This is a genomic window from Bacillus sp. LJBS06, from assembly GCF_016924995.1.
GTDB lineage: Bacteria > Bacillota > Bacilli > Bacillales > Bacillaceae > Bacillus > Bacillus stercoris.
The window spans coordinates 1,650,130-1,669,725 of record NZ_CP070483.1 but is presented as its reverse complement, the minus strand read 5'-3'; the positions used below and the strand labels follow the sequence as shown (position 1 = coordinate 1,669,725).

Annotated in this window: 14 protein-coding genes; all 14 read right to left on the bottom strand. The window is 43.9% G+C overall.

What is annotated here, in order from left to right; genetic code table 11:
• Positions 1–191 precede the first annotated feature (191 nt).
• The 14 genes from JQX68_RS08630 to JQX68_RS08565 all read right to left on the bottom strand — a co-directional run bounded on the left by JQX68_RS08630 (position 192) and on the right by JQX68_RS08565 (position 19,556).
• Entirely contained in the window at positions 192–4,493 is a 4,302-nt protein-coding gene (locus tag JQX68_RS08630) for a bacillopeptidase F (RefSeq protein ID WP_147771870.1), read from the bottom strand.
• Positions 4,494–4,793: 300 nt separating this feature from the next.
• Positions 4,794–5,942, bottom strand: a complete 1,149-nt coding sequence (gene ftsZ / locus JQX68_RS08625; protein ID WP_014663893.1) for a cell division protein FtsZ — start codon at positions 5,940–5,942, stop codon at positions 4,794–4,796.
• Between the two features lie 35 nt (positions 5,943–5,977).
• Positions 5,978–7,300 (bottom strand): cell division protein FtsA, encoded by a 1,323-nt coding sequence (ftsA, locus tag JQX68_RS08620; RefSeq protein WP_003238682.1) that lies wholly within the window; start codon positions 7,298–7,300, stop codon positions 5,978–5,980.
• Between the two features lie 173 nt (positions 7,301–7,473).
• Positions 7,474–7,839, bottom strand: a complete 366-nt coding sequence (locus JQX68_RS08615; RefSeq protein WP_003238683.1) for a small basic family protein — start codon at positions 7,837–7,839, stop codon at positions 7,474–7,476.
• Positions 7,840–7,856: 17 nt separating this feature from the next.
• Complete coding sequence (locus JQX68_RS08610; RefSeq protein WP_041521328.1) at positions 7,857–8,564, bottom strand: DUF881 domain-containing protein; 708 nt, start codon at positions 8,562–8,564, stop codon at positions 7,857–7,859.
• Positions 8,565–8,586: 22 nt separating this feature from the next.
• The gene (locus JQX68_RS08605) at positions 8,587–9,282 is read right to left on the bottom strand and encodes a DUF881 domain-containing protein (RefSeq protein WP_014663891.1); all 696 of its coding nucleotides are present in this window, start codon (positions 9,280–9,282) and stop codon (positions 8,587–8,589) included.
• Positions 9,279–10,070 carry a cell division protein DivIB gene (gene divIB / locus JQX68_RS08600; RefSeq protein WP_205440618.1) on the bottom strand — a complete coding sequence of 264 codons (792 nt, stop codon included), beginning with the start codon at positions 10,068–10,070 and terminating at the stop codon, positions 9,279–9,281. Before divIB ends, JQX68_RS08605 begins: the two co-directional genes overlap by 4 nt.
• A 129-nt stretch (positions 10,071–10,199) precedes the next feature.
• Positions 10,200–11,111, bottom strand: a complete 912-nt coding sequence (murB, locus tag JQX68_RS08595; protein ID WP_014663889.1) for a UDP-N-acetylmuramate dehydrogenase — start codon at positions 11,109–11,111, stop codon at positions 10,200–10,202.
• Between the two features lie 31 nt (positions 11,112–11,142).
• Complete coding sequence (gene murG / locus JQX68_RS08590; protein ID WP_147771869.1) at positions 11,143–12,234, bottom strand: undecaprenyldiphospho-muramoylpentapeptide beta-N-acetylglucosaminyltransferase; 1,092 nt, start codon at positions 12,232–12,234, stop codon at positions 11,143–11,145.
• A 119-nt stretch (positions 12,235–12,353) separates the two neighbouring features.
• The gene (gene spoVE, locus JQX68_RS08585; RefSeq protein ID WP_071580676.1) at positions 12,354–13,454 is read right to left on the bottom strand and encodes a stage V sporulation protein E; all 1,101 of its coding nucleotides are present in this window, start codon (positions 13,452–13,454) and stop codon (positions 12,354–12,356) included.
• 59 nt (positions 13,455–13,513) lie between these two features.
• Positions 13,514–14,869, bottom strand: coding sequence for a UDP-N-acetylmuramoyl-L-alanine--D-glutamate ligase (gene murD, locus JQX68_RS08580; protein WP_136654507.1), 1,356 nt, complete (start codon positions 14,867–14,869; stop codon positions 13,514–13,516).
• On the bottom strand, positions 14,870–15,844 hold the full coding sequence (mraY, locus tag JQX68_RS08575; protein ID WP_147771868.1) for a phospho-N-acetylmuramoyl-pentapeptide-transferase: 975 nt from the start codon (positions 15,842–15,844) through the stop codon (positions 14,870–14,872).
• Positions 15,845–15,955: 111 nt separating this feature from the next.
• Complete coding sequence (locus JQX68_RS08570; protein ID WP_069838802.1) at positions 15,956–17,440, bottom strand: UDP-N-acetylmuramoyl-L-alanyl-D-glutamate--2,6-diaminopimelate ligase; 1,485 nt, start codon at positions 17,438–17,440, stop codon at positions 15,956–15,958.
• A 175-nt stretch (positions 17,441–17,615) separates the two neighbouring features.
• Positions 17,616–19,556, bottom strand: a complete 1,941-nt coding sequence (locus JQX68_RS08565; RefSeq protein ID WP_014663883.1) for a stage V sporulation protein D — start codon at positions 19,554–19,556, stop codon at positions 17,616–17,618.
• Between the last annotated feature and the right edge of the window lie 40 nt (positions 19,557–19,596).

The window sequence follows — 19,596 nt, the reverse complement described above, 5'->3', positions numbered from 1 at the left end:
CTGACTCCTTTCTTTCTTGCCTCACGCTGTTCCTCTTCTTGCTTCATAAGTATAAAGCAAGCTCTGTGGGAAAGTCTGTCAATTAATGTTGAGAGGAAAATACAATTTTTCAGGGAAATCTGCTTAATTTGTCGAGGAAGTGTAATGAGAGGATATAAAAAAAGCTGCCAGTGACGGCAGCTTTTTTCTACTTAATTTTCTGTGTTGATATTAAGTTTTCCATTCGCAGTTTTTCTCGTTTCATTTCCATAATCATCTCGTACGATCACTTCTACTTTTGCTCCGGTTGCTTTAATAGAAGAAGTGGCTGTCCAATAGCCTTCATATCTCCCCGGAGAAATTTCTCTTAACGGGAGCTCGGTGGCGTTTTGCACACTCGCTCTTGCATTTGTCAGCGGCATACGAATGATAAACGTTGCATCCAAATCCTCAGCGCTTGAGAAAGCGATTTTCACAGATTCACCGGCTTTTAAGTTTTTATCCTCTCCCGGAATCAAGCCAGAAATGACAGGCTTGTCAAAGTTGACATCAATGACTGTCTTTTTCGTCGTTTTGTTGCCTGCAAGGTCTGTAGCAATCACCTTGATTTCATTTCTTCCATTATCCAAAAGAATACGGGCTGAGTATGAACCATCAGCTACTGTTGCTTTTTTGCCATTCACCTTGACGTCTTTCAGATTGTCATCGGATACAGCCCCTTTGACAGTCAGCGTTTCTTTATTTGTTTTCTCGCCATCCTTTGGATTGTCCAGTGTTAATTCAGGCTTTTCTTGATCAAGCGTGACCGTGATTGGGCTGGAGGCATCCGTTGCTCCGTTATCTGTTGATGCAGTTGCCGTCAGCTTATTATCGCCCTTGCTGAGTGTGATGCCTGTCTGGAACGTGCCGTCCGCGGCAGTTTTTGTTTCTCCTGCTTCTTTCTCTTCATTATAAATGTGTACCGTTGTACCAGGTGAAGCTTTTCCTTTTACAGTGACGTTCTCCTTATTTGTGTATGACTTGTCTGTCGGTGAAGTAATCTCAGGCACAGCAGCTTCGTAATCAACTAATGCGCGAATCATATAGTTGCCGTCTGCTTCGTCACCCGGCTCCCATTTTCCACCTATATACTGCCAGTTGCGGCCGGAATTCTTGCCGGTTTCATCCATTGCCAGTCCAGGTGAATACGGGTCAGGTTTCGACTGGATATATACGAGATAAAAGTCTTTATCGACCATAATCCCTTTTGAACTGAGATCTACCTTAGTCCACTCGCCATTGCGAAGAGCTTCAGCGTTAAATGGCCCGGCAATTTTCTTGCCCGGTGCTCCGTCTTTTCCTGTAGCATCGTATACCTCAACCTTAAACTCTGTACCGCCTGGATCTGGGAACTCTGTATCCCAGAATCTAAACAGCCCTCCTGTAAGCATGCCTTTGTCCTTGCCGTCAGCCAGCGTCATTTTTACCGCCCATCCGTTCCCGGCAGCAAAATAAGAATTGGCATTCTCGGCTGTCCCGTCATCATATGCAATTTCACCTGGATAACCAACGAAAGGCTTCAATGCAATTTCTTTTGTAACATTACCTTTTAACTCAACGGAAAATTCATCGCTGTAATAACCCGGTGCAGCGACTTTAATCGTATAAGCGCCTTCATAGGCCTCGAGCGTATATTCACCTTTGTCGTTCGTCGTAGCCGGTTCAACCGCAGCATCCTCTACAACATAAATGGAAGCGCCTTTTACCGGCTCTTTTGTCGTTTTATTGATAACCGTACCTTTTAATGTGCCCTTCTTCATTTCTTCTAACGTAAAATTAGCTTGTGTCGTCTGGTCCGCCTGCAGAGACACTTTTTGTGTTTTCGATTGATAACCGTATGCTTCTGCAATAAGCGTATAGTCTCCCGCTTTGTGCGTCAGCGTGTACCGCCCTGTGGATTGATCGGAATATGTTGATTTTCCTGTTTCCACTACACTGACTTGTGCCCTGAGCGGCAAAACTTGCGGCTGTATAGCTTTACTCTCGGTTTTTACAGCTGTATGTTGAGATGGCTTTGCTTTTTTCGGATTTACTGCCTTTTTCTTTTGTTTTCCAGACGGCTTTTCGACGCCCAGCTTATTCTTTTTGGCTGTTTTTCCGGCTGATTTGTCAGAAAGCGCTACATCATCAATGTACCAGCCCTCTTTGTTAATACTTTCATCTGATTGTAGGTTAAACATCACTTGAATGTTTTGGCCTTTATAAGCCGATAAATCAATTTCTTCATTCGTCCAGCTTGATGTCTTTCCATTATAAACACCGGCCTGCTCCCAATTCTTTTCTCCCTCAGGCAGAACAAAAACGTAGCCGTAATCAAAGTCATCCTCTAAATTGTGCCAGCTTTTAAATTGAAGAAACAGACTTCCTGAATCAGGCACTTTAACAGGAGGCATAACAAGGTTCATGTTTGCCGAGTTGGCATAATTCCCCGCCAGATTTGTTCCATATACTTTTTCTCCGGATGCTGCTGTATTTGGGCCAGTTGACGGAACGCCCCATTCCCAGTTATTATTTGTTCCGCTTGCAAGCCAGCCGCCGGCTGCAGTTTCAAAATCCTGCTTATATCCCACCGTAATACTTGGTTTCACTGTTATATCATATATATCAGACGAAACCATATGTCCGCCAAAATCCTGAATGATCCACTTATAGCTTAGCTTAGTTCCTTTGATGTCTGGAATCTCTGCCTGATACGTTCCTTTTAGATGATCACCACTGATTCGTTTAGCCGTTACTTCTGTCCATTCACCTTGATCAAGCTTGTAGGACAGTTTTACAGATGTCACACTCACATTGTCTTCAGCTGTTATAGTCAGCGGCAGGCTGCCACCTTCATACGCTTCTGTCACTTTCTCATGCTGGAAGACAGGAGGCTCTTGATCATCCCCCTCTACAGAGACTTGTCCTTCTGCTTTGCCTAACCCATCTGTGACAGCGGATACAGCATCAAAAGCGTTCACCAAACCATGGCCATATCCGTTATTCGGAGAATCAGGGAATGTTGAATCCGTCAGCGGTTCAGCCGTGCTGGTTAATATATCCTCCATCTCATCGACAGAAAGTGAGGCATCCGCCTGTTTCAGCAGTGCAGCAACAGCGGATACATGCGGCCCTGCCATTGATGTGCCGTCCCATCCGTCCTCATATGTCTGACCGGGAACGGATGAACGAATATTTACGCCCGGTGCAGAAATTTCCGGCTTTATTTCATCATATGGAGATGGCCCTTGAAGAGAAAAGTCAGCGAGCTTTTTATTGATATCAGTCGCTCCAGTTGCAAACGATTCCGGATAGTTTGCAGGGTTTGCGATAGATCCAGGCCCGCCAGGAATAAAGAGATCTGTATTCCCCGCAGAAAACTCAGGGAAAATGTCGGCCGCACGCCAGGCATTGACCATGTCTCTATACCATTCATCAAGTCCTGAGCCTCCGCCCCATGAGTTATTGACAACATCAGGAGCCATTTCCGGGTGAGGGTTGCCCTCTGCGTCCTTTGGTGCTAAAACCCATTCACCAGCTTCCAAAATGTCAGCATCAGTGCCTCCATCTTCCGAGAACGCTTTAACAGCGATCCATTTTGCGCCAGGCGCTACACCGATTTGATTTGTTTCATCAGGTTCAGATCCCACCATCGTACCTGTCACATGGGTTCCATGAGCCAAATCATCATAAGGGCTTGCCCCGCCTGCTACAGCATCATACCAGTTCATTTCATTTTCAGGCTCATCGGGATTTTCCGGGTTATATCCGCGATATTTCTCTTTTAATGCCGGATGGTTCCATTCCACACCGGTATCAATAGAGGCAACAACTGTACCAGTTCCATCGTATCCAAGCGCCCAGGCTTTTGGAGCATCGATTTGGTCGACATTCCATTCCACACTGTCAGTTGCTTTAACTGCTTTTTGCGCTTTTTTCATATTAAATGGGGAGGATGACTTAAAAAGCTGCCGTTTCTCATTAGGAAGCACTTTTTCCACTTCAGGAAACTGTGCCACTTTTTCCATAACCTCTTTTGAGGCATGAACAGCAATCCCATTCACCACATAATAAGAATGAATCTGGTCTGCATTTCCTTTATCTTTCTGGGTGTTCAAGTATGTTAGGACGTCTTGCTGGGATTCATCGGCTGTGACTTTTAAAGATGACACAACGGCAGAACGCTTTTGATATTCCGTTTTAGCGGCAGACAGCTTCTTCGATTTCGCCTTTTTAACAGCCGCTTTTGCCGCTTTTTCTGTGTCGGCCTGATCTTTAAATTTAATCAGAAAGGTCGTTTTGTCTTTCTTTTTAAAGCTTTTCTTTAATGAACTCGAGATCTTGTTTTGAATGGATTCCGCAGATTGAAGCTCCTTTTTAATAGAAGCTGAGGTGACTTTGCTGCTTGCCCCGGCTGCTCCCGGAAACAGCAGTGAACTAATGACAACCGTACTTAAAACAGAGCTGATGAGTCTGTTTTTCGTTTTTTTCCTCATTTTCATCCCCCTTTTTCAACATGCTTTGTAAAAAATATGTCGTCCCTCCTTTTAAAAATGAATGGTTTGTCAGAACATCGCTGTATGTTAACTGTAGACAATCTAAATTACAGATATTGTCGTTTCATGTCAGCTAATTTCCATATATATGAAAATGATAAAATTGTCACGAAAATAAATAGGTCTATTCATCTATTTCATTACTAAACGAAGGAGGTAATAGGGAAAAAGGCTATATAAGAAGAAAGTTTGATGAGAAAAACAAAAAGGACAAAATCGAAAACGATTTTGTCCTTTACATTAGCCGCGTTTATTACGGTTTCTTAAGAATGTCGGGATGTCAAGCGTATCATCAGCCGGCTGTGAAGTATGACGGCTTACTGTGTTCTGCTGCTGAGGCTCCTCACGTTTTGGCTCACGCTTTGGAACACTTTGATTGTGTGTCTTAATGCTTTGATTTAAGCCTGGGCGCTGAGGCTTCGTCACGTCCTTTTCTTGTTCAATAAAGCCAGTTGCAATCACTGTCACCACAATCTCATCTTTTAGATTTTCATTAATAACAGAACCGAAAATCATGTTTACGTCTTGATCAGACGCCGAAGCGACAATGTCTGCTGCTTCCTGAACTTCATATAGGCTGAGGTTTGTTCCCCCAGTGATGTTCATGAGAACGCCTTGCGCACCGTCAATGGCCGCTTCAAGAAGCGGGCTGGAAATGGCTTTTTTCGCTGCCTCTGCCGCACGGTTTTCCCCGGTAGCAATACCGATACCCATCAAAGCAGATCCTTTGTTTGACATGATCGTTTTCACATCAGCAAAGTCAAGGTTGATAAGACCAGGTGTAGCAATCAAGTCAGAAATACCTTGGACCCCTTGGCGGAGTACGTTATCCGCTTCACGGAATGCTTCAAGCATCGGTGTGTTTTTATCAACAATTTCAAGGATACGGTCGTTCGGGATCACAATCAGTGTATCCACAGCTTCTTTCATTGCCGAGATTCCGCCTGCAGCCTGAAGCTGTCTTTTGCGTCCTTCGAAGGTAAACGGTCTTGTTACAACTCCGACTGTTAATGCGCCTAAGTCTTTCGCGATTTGTGCGATAACCGGTGCGGCACCTGTTCCTGTTCCGCCGCCCATACCAGCTGTCACGAATACCATGTCAGCGCCTTTTAACGCTTCTTCAATCTGCTCTTTGCTTTCTTCAGCGGCTTTTTTTCCGACTTCCGGATTCGCACCTGCTCCCAATCCTCTGGTCAGCTTTGCGCCGATTTGCATTTTCACTTCTGCTTTTGACAGGTTAAGAGCTTGAGCGTCCGTATTTACCGCGATGTACTCTACTCCTTGCACTTCATTTTCAATCATTCGGTTAACGGCGTTGTTACCGCCGCCTCCTACTCCGATTACTTTAATTGATGCTAAGCCGTCTATGTTTGTTTCGAACTCCAACATGCTAAATCCTCCTAATCTGCCGAATGACTATCTATCTATTCCCAAAACATGCTTAATAGTTTTTTCATTTTGCTCTGTTTATTATGTTCGGCTTGTGTTTTTTGTTTTCCTTTTGGCCGCTGCTGCACCTCATTTTGATGATGATGCTGCTCTTGTTCCTCAGATGATGAGACTGCGATTTCCTGTATCGCTTCTTCAGGCATCTTAAAGCCTATTTTTCTGCCTTGGATTCTTGCATTCCGGCAGGCGAATTGGATCAGGCCCACTCCCGTCATATATTGAGGATCTCTTACACCGATATAATTCGGGCTTGCCACCCTGACGTTGTTTTGCAGCACATCCTGTGCCAAAGACATGACACCCGGCATTGCCGCTTGTCCTCCTGTCAGCACGAAGCCTCCCGGCAGATCGGTAATTCCCATACTGCGAAGCTCTTCTGAAACAATTTCAAGAATTTCTTCTACTCTCGCTTCAATGATATTCGCTGCTTCTTGCTGTGTAAATGTTTGTTTTTGATTGGTGCCTATAACGGTTACCTCAAATACTTCATCCTCCGAGGCTTCGTCATAGTAGGCATGTCCAAATTGTTTTTTCACGCGTTCTGCTTCTTCTGTTGACGTTCTCAATCCGATGGAGATATCTTTGGTGATATTTTCGCCTCCGAGAGGAATGACACGGGTAGAAGTGAGATGTCCGTTCTGGAATACGGCAATGGTTGTTGACCCTCCCCCTATATCAATGAGAGCCACACCAAGGTTTTTCTCGTCCTTTGATAATGCAGCAGAACCGGCTGCCAGCGGCTGAAGACAAATATCAGTTATTTCAATACCAGCTCTTTCAACACAGCGGAGTAAATTATGTAAGATTGTTTTTGAACCGGTGATCAAGGTGCCCTCTACTTCTAAACGCACACCCAGCATTTTTTTCGGGTCGGTGATTTCATCTCTTCCATCTACGATAAACTGTTTAGGAATGACGTCGACAATCAGCTGTTCGTGCGGTACTGAAACAACCTGTGCCGCCTCCATGACACGGCGTACATCTTCAACCTGAATTTCTTTATTTTCACTGGAAACTGCTACAACGCCGTTTGTATCTTGAATATTGATATAATTTCCATTAACGCCGACAATAGCTTTTCTAAGCGGAAAACCTACCATTCTTTCAGCTTGGTCAAACGCTTTTCTTATAGAATGAACGGTCTCATCTATATCAACGATTGAGCCTTTTTTCAACCCTTCAGACGGTACATTTCCCACACCGATAATATTAAGGGAATCATCTGTCATTTCTCCGACGATCACTTTTGTATTGGACGTACCGATGTCAAGACTGACGTAAAGTTCATTGTTGTTCATTCTATGGCACCTCCTCACATTTCGATCATTTCTATTCTATTATTTGCGGAACAACAATACAATGAATGTGGCTTTACAAGTGTGTAACAAAAAATAACAACAGAATATTTTTATGTGCTATTCACATTTTATGTTTATTGAAAATATTCGTTATATCCTATGTATATCCTCTTTTATATCACATTTTTTTTATTTTTTTTAGAAAGAGTCCACTTTGTTAGTAGATTTCTTCTGATAACGGCTATATTCTGAAATAATCTGACTCCAAAAGCGAATATACCTGCTAAATACAAGTCTACACCAAGATGGACTCCCAGAAAAGCTAAACTTATTGCCAATATAATATTAAAAAAGAAACCGGAAACAAATACCATTTCATCATATGTACCTTGTAAATGCGCCCTGATTCCGCCGATTAATGTATCAAGTGCGGCAAGCACCGCAAGCGATAAATAGTTTGAGTATTCACTCGGTATCGTTAAGTTTGTCATCAGTCCAATCGCTATTCCGAGCACCAGTCCCAACACGGGCAGCCACATGACAATTCTCCTCCTTTTCAGTCTTTAAGCAGTTTCAGCTGTTGTACGTCCAATGGTCTGTCATATGCTTTTAATGTTAGTTTGCTTTCAGATTTACCGGCTTTTAATGCTAAATTTTCAGATGCAAAAAGATCCTCAAGGCCTGACCCCTTCACTCTGCTGTACAACATGTCCGGATCTTTGGCAAGCACTTTTACTGTTAAAGGATAATCGTCAAGAGCGTACCCGTCTATTTTTGTTGTGCCGTTGATATCTCTGATGACTGTATGATTCACAACTCTTCGCTCGTTAATTGAGATATGCTCTGCACCGAAGAAGTTGAGTTCATTCATCAGCTTTTTCAGCAAATCCGGAGGCGGATTTTCGATCGCCTCTCCTGTTAAGCTTTCAGAAAAAAGCGGGGAAATAGTGATGACAATTCCGCTACCTGTTATATCGGTCATGCCGGCTGTTTTTTTTAAGGTTTGCAAGGTATTATTGAGCGCGGTTTCTTTTGTCATTTCTTTCGTTTGCGAATAGCTATTCAGCAGTTTATCATATTTGTTTATTTCAGCCAGCAGCTTTTCCTGCTTCTTCTGCTCTGATGTCAGCTCTTCCCTAATGTCCCACATATCTCTTGTATCCCGGACTTGAGGGTGTTTTAATGAATTAAACTGAACAGAAATCATCAGGCCGAAGATGACCATAAGCACACTGATGCTTATGAAGGAACGCTTTATTTTCAATCTGTTTCACCCGCTTTTTCAGTCATTCCTTCGTTTTCAGAATCGGTTTCATTTGTACGTTTTTCTCTTTTTCTGCCGAAACAGAAATATGATCCAGTGACAGCTGATCGATCAGGCCTCCTGCGATATTTAACGAAGGCAGCAGGACATCCGGATCTCCAATAGCAGATATCGTAAACGGAGCGGGATGCTGCACCCCGTCTACCGTTACAACAGGACCATTGCACTTGATATAAGAATCATGCGTCAACCGCTGTCCATTTACGGCGACGGCAGCTGCTCCCGAGATATACAGTTCGTTTACCACTTGGAAGATATGGCTTTCGTGAACGATATAACTGTTCACATTCTCCCCTTCCGGTATGTATGACGCATCTTCCAATGTCACCTCAACGCCCTCTCCCTGCACACCGACTTCCCCAATATACATCCTGTATTTTTCTGTATCTTCGAGGACGTTATAGTATTCCGTCTTCTCTTTCTTCAGCTTATTTTCCGCCTGGCGGACTTTGTTTTGCTTTTGATATAATTCTTTTTCAAGCTTCCTATTTTCTTTCTCTTGTTTCAGAAGTTCATCTCTCAGTGCATATTCTTTTTTCCACTCTTCCGTCTCAGCCGCGCTTTTGTTGTTTTCTTTTGTCATTTGAAAAGAAAATGAAATCAAAAAGCCTGCAATAAGCATAATCAAGGAAAGAAGGACTGCTGATTTGCCCCTCAATTTTCATCTTCCTTTTTGGCAGCTTTATCGTTTTTTCCGAACTCTTCAAAATAGGTGGCAACTTCTAAATGAATAATTCCTTTTTTATTGCTGCTAAGCTGTGAAATGATAGAAGGATACGTCTTCATTCGGTCTGCAAAGGTTTTAATAGACGCGGTGACAACATAACCTTCGTTCATGTACAACTTAATACGGTTTTCATCCATTTTTACAGGCGTATAATAAATTTCTGAAATCGACTGTTTTAGCGAATTTGACAGCTCATCAAGCTGCTTGGCCATTTGAGAGCGTTTCTTCGCGTTTGTCCAATTCACCAAAATCGGCCCGGCATCATCCGGTGTTACTTCATTTGGCAGAACTGAGCCGTTTTCAAGCACTTCATAGTACACATCGTCTTTTTCTAAATAAGCAATGGCTTTATATTCTTCGATTGCAATGTTGATTTTATTAGGAAGCGATTTGCTGATCTCCGCTTTTTTCACTAATTTATTTTGCTGAATCTTCTTTTCTGTTTTTTGCTTGTCCAAACTCCAAAACTCAGTATCTCCGCTGTTAATATCGGAAAGGTCGATAATTTCCTTTTTAGATACATTTTCATTCCCAGTAACAGAAATTGTTGATACTTTACTGATTGGCGTTTGCAGGTACACAATGACCAGCACCATAATAAAAAAGAGCATAATAAATGAAATGAGACGGCGGTTTGCCTTTTGTTTCCTCTGTTCTTTAATTTTAGGGATCCGCTCTTCAATGTTAACGATTTTTTCTCGGTCTTGACCCGGGTTCATTGCCTGTTCACCTCATTCAAATGAAACAGCTGTTAAAAGTCTGTCTATTCCAAAACAAACGGCATGCTATGATGCCGTTTGTCGTTTGCTTACAGTATATCATATGAACAGCTTCAGTCAGAACTTGAATCAGCGATTTCCGCCGATGATTTCAACCTCTGTGTGCATATCAATCTCGTATTTTTCACGGATTGTCTTTTTCACATGGTCAATAAGATCAAGTACATCTTTTGCTGATGCTCCCCCCGCATTGACGATAAAGTTTCCGTGCATCTCCGATATCTTTGCACCGCCGATTTGATATCCTTTCAAGCCTGCTTTTTCAACAAGGTTCCCGGCATGATTCGGAAGCGGATTTCTAAAGATGCTTCCCGCACATGGGCTTGAATACGGCTGTGTATTTTTTCTATAGTCTTTATTGCTTTGCATTTGCTGAACGATTGATTCCTTATCCTTCTGCTCCAGCTTCAAAACAGCTTCAAGGCAAACGCCCGGGCGTTTCTTTTGCAATACAGATGTCCTGTAGCTGAAATCCATCTGTTCATTTGTCAGCCACTCAATCGTGCCGTCTTCAAATAATATGTGCGCTTTGACGAGGATCTCGCTCATATCAGAACCGTGAGCGCCGGCATTCATATAAACCGCGCCGCCGACTGATCCTGGAATGCCGGCAGCAAATTCCAAACCGGACAGGCCTTTTTTGCTCAATGATGTAGCAAGGCGGACCACTGAATAACCGCCTCCGACTGTTACTTGTTCCCCTTCAAGCTCCAAGTGGTCAAGACCCGCGCCCAGCTTAATCACTACGCCTCTTATTCCTTCGTCTAAAACAAGAAGATTTGATCCGCGTCCGATGACTGTCCACTTCACATCATATTTTTTAATCACGTCCATGATGTCTTTAACAGCATCTACACTGCTTGGAATGACCAATACATCCGCAGGTCCGCCGATTTTCATTGTTGTATGATTCGCGAGCGGTTCATTTGCAAGAACCTTGCCGACTTCGCGTTCTTTTAATTCCTGTATCACTTTCTCCATCGTAAACCTCCGCATTCCATTTGCTTTTCTATTATTTTTTCAATTCCTCGAGTACGCTGTATAGACGGGCAGCCGCGTCAGGAACACCGAGTGACTTTGTTCGTTCGCTCATTTCCTTTAACGTTTGCTCATTCAGTACAATCCGGTCTAGCGCTTCAATCAGCTTCTCCCCGCTGAGCTCTGTTTCTTTCAGTACAATCGCCGCATCATGCTGGCCGAGAGATCTCGCATTGACCTCCTGGTGGTTCGCTGTCACGTATGGACTCGGGATCAGAACACTTGGAATTCCAAGAGCAGTAATTTCGGCAATCGTAGTCGCACCGGCTCTGGCCACAATGACATCAATGGCGTTTAAATACTCCGGCATTTGATGAAGAAACGGCTTTGTGACCATATTATCAGCTGCACCCTTGCTTTTCAGCTCATTCATTACTTTTTCATAGTGAACTTCACCGGTGATATACAGCACTTGGTAGTCTCTTGTTTTTAACTCATCCTGCATCTCAATGACAGCGCGGTTAATCGGTGCTGCACCCCTGCTTCCGCCAAAGATTAAAACGGTTTTTTTCTCTTCAGAAAGCCCAAATTCAGCCATTGATCGGCCCGTCTTTATTGAGACGACTTCAGAAGCTCTCGGGTTTCCCGTAAATACAACTTTCTCACTAGGAAAATGTGATTTTGCTTCTTCAAAACAAATCGCTACCTTATTAACATATTTTGAAAGAAACTTATTTGTGATGCCCGGCAGGCTGTTTTGCTCATGGACAATAGTCGGAATTCCCATTTTCGCAGCGGCATAGACCACCGGCCCGCATACATAACCGCCCGTTCCAATCACGGCATCGGGCTTAAATTCCGCTAAATATGATTTGCTCTTTTTGACGCCCTTTAGAAAACGCATCACAGTCTTGACGTTTTCAAATGACAGCTTTCTTTTAAATCCTGTAATTTCAATTGATCGAAACGGTATATTCTCCCGCTCAACAATTTTTTTCTCCAGCCCGTTTTCTGTTCCGATATATAAAAATTCTACATTAGGATGACGTCTTTGCACTTCTTTAATAAAAGCAAGCGCGGGATAAATATGTCCCCCTGTACCGCCTCCGCTTATTGCAATTCGCATATCTTTTCCCCCAGTCTAAGTTTCTCTATAACATAACGATAACCCTGTTTTGTTGGACAGGGTTATCGCATCAATTGTTTCCTAGCTTCCTGTTAGACAGGGCGCTAGGCAAAACATCGTTAATACCTCGAGTAGCGGCTTACATTCAGCAGCACCCCGACTGCCATCAGCATCAGAGTCAATGAAGAGCCTCCGTAGCTCAGAAACGGGAGCGTGATGCCTGTTACCGGAATCAGGCCTGTGACTACGCCGATATTGATCATGACTTGAATGGCAATCATTGAAATAATACCGACTGCGACAAAGCTTCCGTACAGATCAGGCGCACCAAGCGCAATTCTGATTCCTCTCCAAAGCAGGATGCTGAAGAGGAGCAAAATAAGTGTTCCCCCGATAAAACCCAGCTCCTCTGACAAGATGGCGAAAATAAAGTCTGTTTGCGGCTCAGGCAGATAAAAGAACTTCTGTCTGCTTTGTCCGAGTCCCATTCCGAACAATCCGCCGGGCCCCACTGCATAAAGCGATTGAATGATCTGAAATCCGCTTCCGAGCGGATCTTCCCATGGATTTAAGTATGAGGTAATCCGCTTAATCCGATATGGAGCCGATAGGACGAGCCCGACAAATCCGCTGAGGCCGATCAGCCCGAGAAAGACGAAATGGGCGATCCGCGCGCCGGCTACAAAAATCATGACAATACAAGTTCCGACCATTACTGTCCCCGTTCCGAGGTCAGGCTGGCACATAATAATCAAAAATGCTGAAAACACGATGCCAAGTGCAGGGATGAACCCCCGTCTGAACGATGTAATGTTTTTTTGTTTTTCAGAGAGAAATTTAGCAAGGAATGCAATCATCGCAAGCTTCATAAACTCTGAAGGCTGTATGCTGAATGCTCCGACTCCGATCCAGCTTCTTGAACCGTTCCGCACCATTCCGACGCCCGGTATCAAAACAAGCACCAGAAGGAAAAAGCAGATAACCATCAGCAATTTGGACCATGTCCTCCAAGTCCAATAATCGACATTCATGATAAAAAACATAGCTATGACGCCGATTCCCGCAAACAAAAGCTGCCGTTTCGCGAAAAAGAATGAGTCGTCAAATTTATAATCCGCCCATACCGCACTCGCACTGTACACCATAATTAATCCGATTGTTAATAATAATAACGTAATGATGACCAATAACAAATCAGGCGATGTTTTTTTAGTAGTCAAAGCAATCGACACCCCAAGCTTAAAGTCATTAGGGCTGCCGATTACTTCAAGACAAGCCCTTACTTAAGCATATGCACGGCATCTATAAACATGTCACCGCGTTCTTCAAATGTTTTGAATTGATCCCAGCTCGCACACGCGGGTGAGAGCAGGATGACATCTCCTTCATCTGAGAACGCAAACGCCGCAGATACTGCTTGTTCAACATTATCGACACGTTTGACATGTTGTATTCCCAGCTCATTGCCGAGTTTCTCGAGTTTTGGCGCCGTCTGGCCAAAAGTAAGCACTGCTTTGACATGCTTCATATAAGGTTTCAAGTCATCAAAACCATTTCCGCGATCCAGTCCGCCCGCAAGCAGAATGACCGGCTTATCGAAAGCTGATAGCGCCTTGCTTGTCGCCAAAATGTTTGTTGCTTTACTGTCGTTATAAAATTTGCGGCCATTCACTGTCGTCACATATTGGAGGCGGTGCTTCACGCCAGTAAAGCTTGTCAGCACTTTTTTAACCGCCTCATTGGACGCACCTGCCGTTTTCACAACTGCAATTGCTGCTAAAATGTTCTCCAGGTTATGAGCGCCGGGCAGGACAACCTCTTCCAGAGGAAGAATGACTTCGCCGTTAAACATAATCATACTGTCTTTTACGTAAGCGCCCTGTTCAAGCGTTTTGCTGACTGAAAATGGGACTGTTTCGGCTTTTCCAGCTTCAGCAAGACGCACAACCGTGTCATCATCTTGGTTGACAATGGCTTTATCTGAGGCAGTCTGATGAAGATACACTTTCTGTTTCGCTTTTTCATAGTTTTCCCGTGTATGGTGATAATCCAAATGGGCGTCAAATACATTTAAAATCAGGCTGATTTCCGGTCTGAAAGCGTGTGTTCCCATCAGCTGGAACGAAGACAGTTCAGTAACAATCCATTCATCTCCATCAGCATGATAGGCAACCTCACTTGCGACTGTGCCGATGTTTCCGGCAATCAGTGCTTTTTGCGAGTCAGCTTTGAGCATTTCGTAAATCAGCGTTGTCGTGGTTGTTTTACCGTTCGATCCGGTAATTCCGATAAACTTGGCGTTTGTCAGGTAGTAAGCGAGCTCAATTTCCGTCCAAACCGGAATGCCTCTTTTCTCCGCTTCCTGAACCATAATGTTTTCATAAGGAATTCCCGGGTTTTTGATCAGAATCGTGATTTGATGCTGATCGAACAGAGAAACTGGATGCTCTCCGCAAACCACTTCGATTCCTTTTTCAGAGAGCTTTTGTGCCGGTTCGTTTTCTTCAAAAGGCTTTTGGTCATTGACTGCAACATAACTGCCTTTTTCATGAAGAATGGAGGCCGCCGCATACCCGCTTTTCGCAAGCCCAAGGATTAAAAAATGCTGATTCTGTAAAAATTGATCATTTTCCACTTATAACCACACCTCGATGTAAATTCCTAAAACGGCAAGCAACAGTCCCGCAGCCCAAAACGTCACGACTACTCTCCATTCAGACCAGCCGACAAGCTCGTAATGGTGATGAAGCGGACTCATTTTGAAAATTCGTTTACCTGTCGTTTTAAAGCTGATGACCTGCAGAATAACAGATAATGTCTCAATAACGAATACACCGCCAATGATAACCAGCAGGATCTCTAATTTCGTTAAAATGGCAATGGTAACAATGGCTCCTCCCAATGCAAGCGATCCCGTATCTCCCATAAACACTTTGGCCGGATGAGCATTAAATACAAGGAAGCCCAGAACTGCGCCGACAACGGCCACTGAGAAAATCGCTACGTCATATTGAGACTGATTCCATGCTAGAATGGCAAAGGCGCCAAAGGCAATCGCCGCAGTACCGGATAATAAGCCGTCAAGACCGTCAGTCAGGTTAACTGCATTTGATCCGCCGACAAGCATAAATAGCACCAGAATAAAGTAAGCCCAGCCTAGATCAAATGATAAGTCAGTTCCAGGAACGCGAATATTTGTCGCAAAATTGTAGTAATAGTACACCGCATAAAATACAACTGCAATAATAATTTGGCCGATCAGCTTTTGCTTTGATGTCAATCCAAGGTTGCGCTTCATGACAACCTTGATGTAATCATCTAAAAAGCCAAGCAATCCATAGCCGAGCGTAACAAACAGAAGCAGCACCATTTCGGGGCTTATTTCTGAAAACTTCTGTGTCATCACAATAGTTGTCACTATGATAGAAAGTATAATCATAACCCCGCCCATTGTCGGTGTCCCTGATTTTTTCTGATGTGATTTCGGTCCTTCTTCTCTAATACTCTGGCCGAATTTTAATCTTCTTAAAAACGGAATAAGAATCGGAGAGAGCAGAACACTAATTAAAAAACCCATTAAAATTGTAAACAGAATGACTTGCTCAAGCATTGTCCTTTTCTCCTCCTGTTTCTTTCAAACGACATACGTAGTTATCATATTCATGATTTTTTTCCATATGAAAAATCTTTTCAAGCTCCATTATTCAATAACATCTCTTTCCTATGAATTCGTCTTATTCTTATTGAGTTCAACAATGGCTCTCGCCGCTACTTCAGCATCATCAAAATCGAAGGTTTCATTTCCGATCTGCTGATAGGTTTCATGTCCTTTTCCTGCAATGAGGACAACGTCGCCTTTTTTGGCATTGGCAATCGCGAAAAAGATCGCCTGTTCGCGGTTTGCAATACTGTGATAGTATGCGTTCTCTACTCCGGCTTCCATATCTCTTAAAATCGCGCGAGGGTCTTCGCTTCTCGGGTTATCTGAAGTAAAAATTGGCTCGTCAGCCAGCTCCACAGCAATTTTAGCCATTTTCGGGCGTTTCGTCTTATCTCTGTCTCCTCCGCAGCCGACAACGACAAATAGCTTTCCTTCTGTCATGTCTCTGCAGGTCTGCAGCACATTTTCAAGGCTGTCAGGTGTGTGCGCGTAGTCTACAATGACTGGAAACTCCTGCTGCTGATTGACCAATTCAAAACGTCCTCTTACACCACGCAATTCTTCAACAGCCTCAGTGATGATTTCAAATGGTATGCCTGCTGCAATACATGTCGCAACAGCGGCCAGCACGTTATACACATTAAATTGTCCGACGAGAGACATCGTGATGTGCTTCGTGCCTTTGTTTGTCACGAGATCAAAGCTTGTGCCCTGTGCAGTGATATTGATGTTCTTCGCCATCACGTCAGCATTGTTTTTAATTCCGTATGTAGAGATATGCGCTGCTGTTACCTTTTCAAAATAAGCGCTCGCCTCATCGTCAGCATTCAGTACGGCACGCTTTGGATGTTCATGGTTGAAAGCCCCGCCAAGTTGGGAAAAGAGCAGGCTTTTTGCATGCCGGTACTCATCCATCGTTTTATGATAGTCCAGATGGTCCTGTGTTAAATTCGTAAACACGGCAATATCATAATCACAGCCATGGACGCGTCCTAAAGACAAGGCGTGGGAAGAAACCTCCATGATAGCAGTGTCGACGTGCTTGTCATTCATTTTCTTAAACGTTTTCTGCAGCGTGACGCTTTCCGGAGTCGTGTTTTTCACTGGAAGTGTTTCGTCTCCGATTTTCATGTACATTGTACCGATCAAGCCTGTGCGTTTTCCCGCTTTTTTCAAGATCTCATCGACCATATGGGTCGTTGATGTTTTGCCGTTTGTCCCCGTTATCCCGATCAGCTGGAGCTTTTTCGTCGGCTGTCCGTAAAATGCATCAGACAAAACGCTGAGCGCGCGAAGTGACTGCCGGACAATAATAACAGGAACATCCACATCGACCTCTCGTTCTGCCACAATAGCCGCTGCGCCGTTTTCTACTGCTTTTTGCGCAAAATCGTGGCCATCCACCGTATACCCTTTTACACATACAAAAAGACTCCCTTTCTTTACTTCTCTGGAGTCCATCTCAATTGAAGTTATTTCAGGGTCTTGTGAGTCGTTTACAGAAGGTTCGGTTGTTAAGTATGTAAGCAGCTTTGTAAGTTTCATCGTATCAAACCTCTCAACATTCTAATTCGTTCTTTTTATCATTGAAGTCACATCAAAGGATGTGGTAATGATTTTAAGCATACAGTTCATATTTTAGCGTAAATAAAAGGATACATCCAGCTAATCTTGAAAGATATCAGCATTTTTTCTGCAATAAAAGAATAGGCAGCCCGAATCAATCGGCTGCCTCCTTTTCATCTTCTTCAGTCAAATACACGCGTATCTTCGAACCCTCTTTTACTTTCGTTCCGGCAGCTGGCGATTGTTTAACGATTTTGCTTCCTTTCCCGGAAGCATCTACATTGAGATTCACCAATAGTGACTCAAGATCTGAGACAGACATCCCTACAACATTCGGAACTTCTATTGTTTTTGTGTCGTTCCATTGGTATTTTTTCTCGATTTGATTTTTCCGGGGCTTCACACCAAGTTCCGGCAGGCTGTCTCTCATAATATTCCCGACAATAGGCGCTGCAACCGTTCCGCCAAACTGAATCGTGCCTTTCGGGTTATCCACCGCAACGTAGACAACCAGACTCGGATCATCGGCGGGCGCGAAACCGATAAATGATACAATATGGTTATTTTCGAGGTATTTTCCATCTTTAACCTTTTGTGCCGTTCCCGTTTTTCCTCCGACACGATATCCTTCCACAAATGCATTGCGGCCGGTGCCTTCTGCGACAACGCTTTCTAGAGCATAGCGGATTTGTTTGGATGTTTCTTCAGAAATGACTTGTTTCTTTGCGATTGGTGATTGTTTTTTGACCGTTTTCTTCGTAACAGGATCGATCCATTCCTTTGCAATATAAGGTGTGTAGAGCGTCCCTCCGTTTACAGCGGCAGATACGGCTGCAACCTGCTGAATCGGCGTGACGGATACTCCCTGTCCGAAAGCCGTTGTTGCTTGCTCCACCGGGCCCACTCTGTCAAGAGGGAATAAGATGCCTGTTCCCTCGCCTTGAAGATCAATCCCCGTTTTTTGTCCAAAACCAAAGTCTTTGATATATTTGAAAAGCTTTTCTTTTCCTAAGCGCTCGCCCAATTCAACAAACCCCGGGTTGCAGGAGTTCTGTACAACTTCTAAATACGTCTGCAGCCCGTGCCCGCCTCTTTTCCAGCACCGCAGTCTCGCTCCGTCCACTTCCGCATGCCCCTTATCATAAAATTGATCCCGTTTTAAATTAACTTTTTGCTCTTCAAGGGCTGCTGCAAGCGTAATGATTTTAAAGGTAGATCCCGGTTCATACGTGCTCCATACTGGCAGATTTCGATTGTAGACGGACGGATCGACTGATTGGTAATCAGCAGGGTCAAAGTCAGGCCTGCTAGACATCCCCAAGATTTCTCCGTTTTTCGGATTCATGGCTACGGCAATCATGCCGTCCGGATGATATTTGGCCTCAGCGTTATCAAGCTCTCTTTCCAGTATCGTCTGAACCTTTGAATCAACTGTCAGCTTCATATCAAGCCCATCCTTAGGCGGCGTATAGTCGTCCGCTTCATCAGGCATCTTCTTTCCCTTGGCATCTGTATAAAACTTCACAGAACCTTTTTCCCCTTTTAGATCATCGTCGTAATAGGCTTCCAGTCCAAGGAGCCCTTGGTTGTCAATTCCTGCAAATCCAAGCACATGTGATAAAAAGCTGCCGAACGGGTAATGACGGATACTGTCCTCCGCAACATACACACCTTTTAAATCAAGCGCTTTGATTTCCTTCGCCTTCTCATTTGAGATTTTTCTCCCCTCAGGAGTGATCTTTTCGATTGACGCTTTTTTTGTCACATGTTTATATACTTTTTCTTCTGACATGTTGAGCACCGCCGCAAGCTGCTTGCTCGTTTTCATCGGATTCTGTACTTGGCGCGGCACGACGAATACGGTCGGCGCACTTTTGTTTGTTGCGAGTTTCACGCCGTTCCGGTCCAGAATCTCGCCTCTCTCCGGCTCAAACGGCAAGTTACGGCTCCAGGAATCTTTCGCCAGCGAAGTCAGTTTTTCGCCCATCACAAACTGAACATACCCCAGCCTTGTATCAATGATCAGAAACACGATCACGCCAAAAAGCAAAACAAATAATAAACGTTTTCTAACCGTTACATTCGAGACGCGCAAGAGACCGTTCACTCCTTATTTAGGCTTGTTTCATTTTATG

Excerpts from the sequence above, each read along its gene's own strand:
- murG (WP_147771869.1), bottom strand. The coding sequence starts at position 12,234 with ATGCGAATTGCAATAAGCGGAGGCGGTACAGGGGGACATATTTATCCC.
- mraY (WP_147771868.1), bottom strand. The coding sequence starts at position 15,844 with ATGCTTGAGCAAGTCATTCTGTTTACAATTTTAATGGGTTTTTTAATT.
- murB (WP_014663889.1), bottom strand. The coding sequence starts at position 11,111 with ATGGAGAAAGTGATACAGGAATTAAAAGAACGCGAAGTCGGCAAGGTT.
- ftsZ (WP_014663893.1), bottom strand. The coding sequence starts at position 5,942 with ATGTTGGAGTTCGAAACAAACATAGACGGCTTAGCATCAATTAAAGTA.
- JQX68_RS08630 (WP_147771870.1), bottom strand. The coding sequence starts at position 4,493 with ATGAGGAAAAAAACGAAAAACAGACTCATCAGCTCTGTTTTAAGTACG.
- JQX68_RS08615 (WP_003238683.1), bottom strand. The coding sequence starts at position 7,839 with ATGTGGCTGCCCGTGTTGGGACTGGTGCTCGGAATAGCGATTGGACTG.
- ftsA (WP_003238682.1), bottom strand. The coding sequence starts at position 7,300 with ATGAACAACAATGAACTTTACGTCAGTCTTGACATCGGTACGTCCAAT.
- JQX68_RS08570 (WP_069838802.1), bottom strand. The coding sequence starts at position 17,440 with ATGAAACTTACAAAGCTGCTTACATACTTAACAACCGAACCTTCTGTA.
- divIB (WP_205440618.1), bottom strand. The coding sequence starts at position 10,070 with ATGAACCCGGGTCAAGACCGAGAAAAAATCGTTAACATTGAAGAGCGG.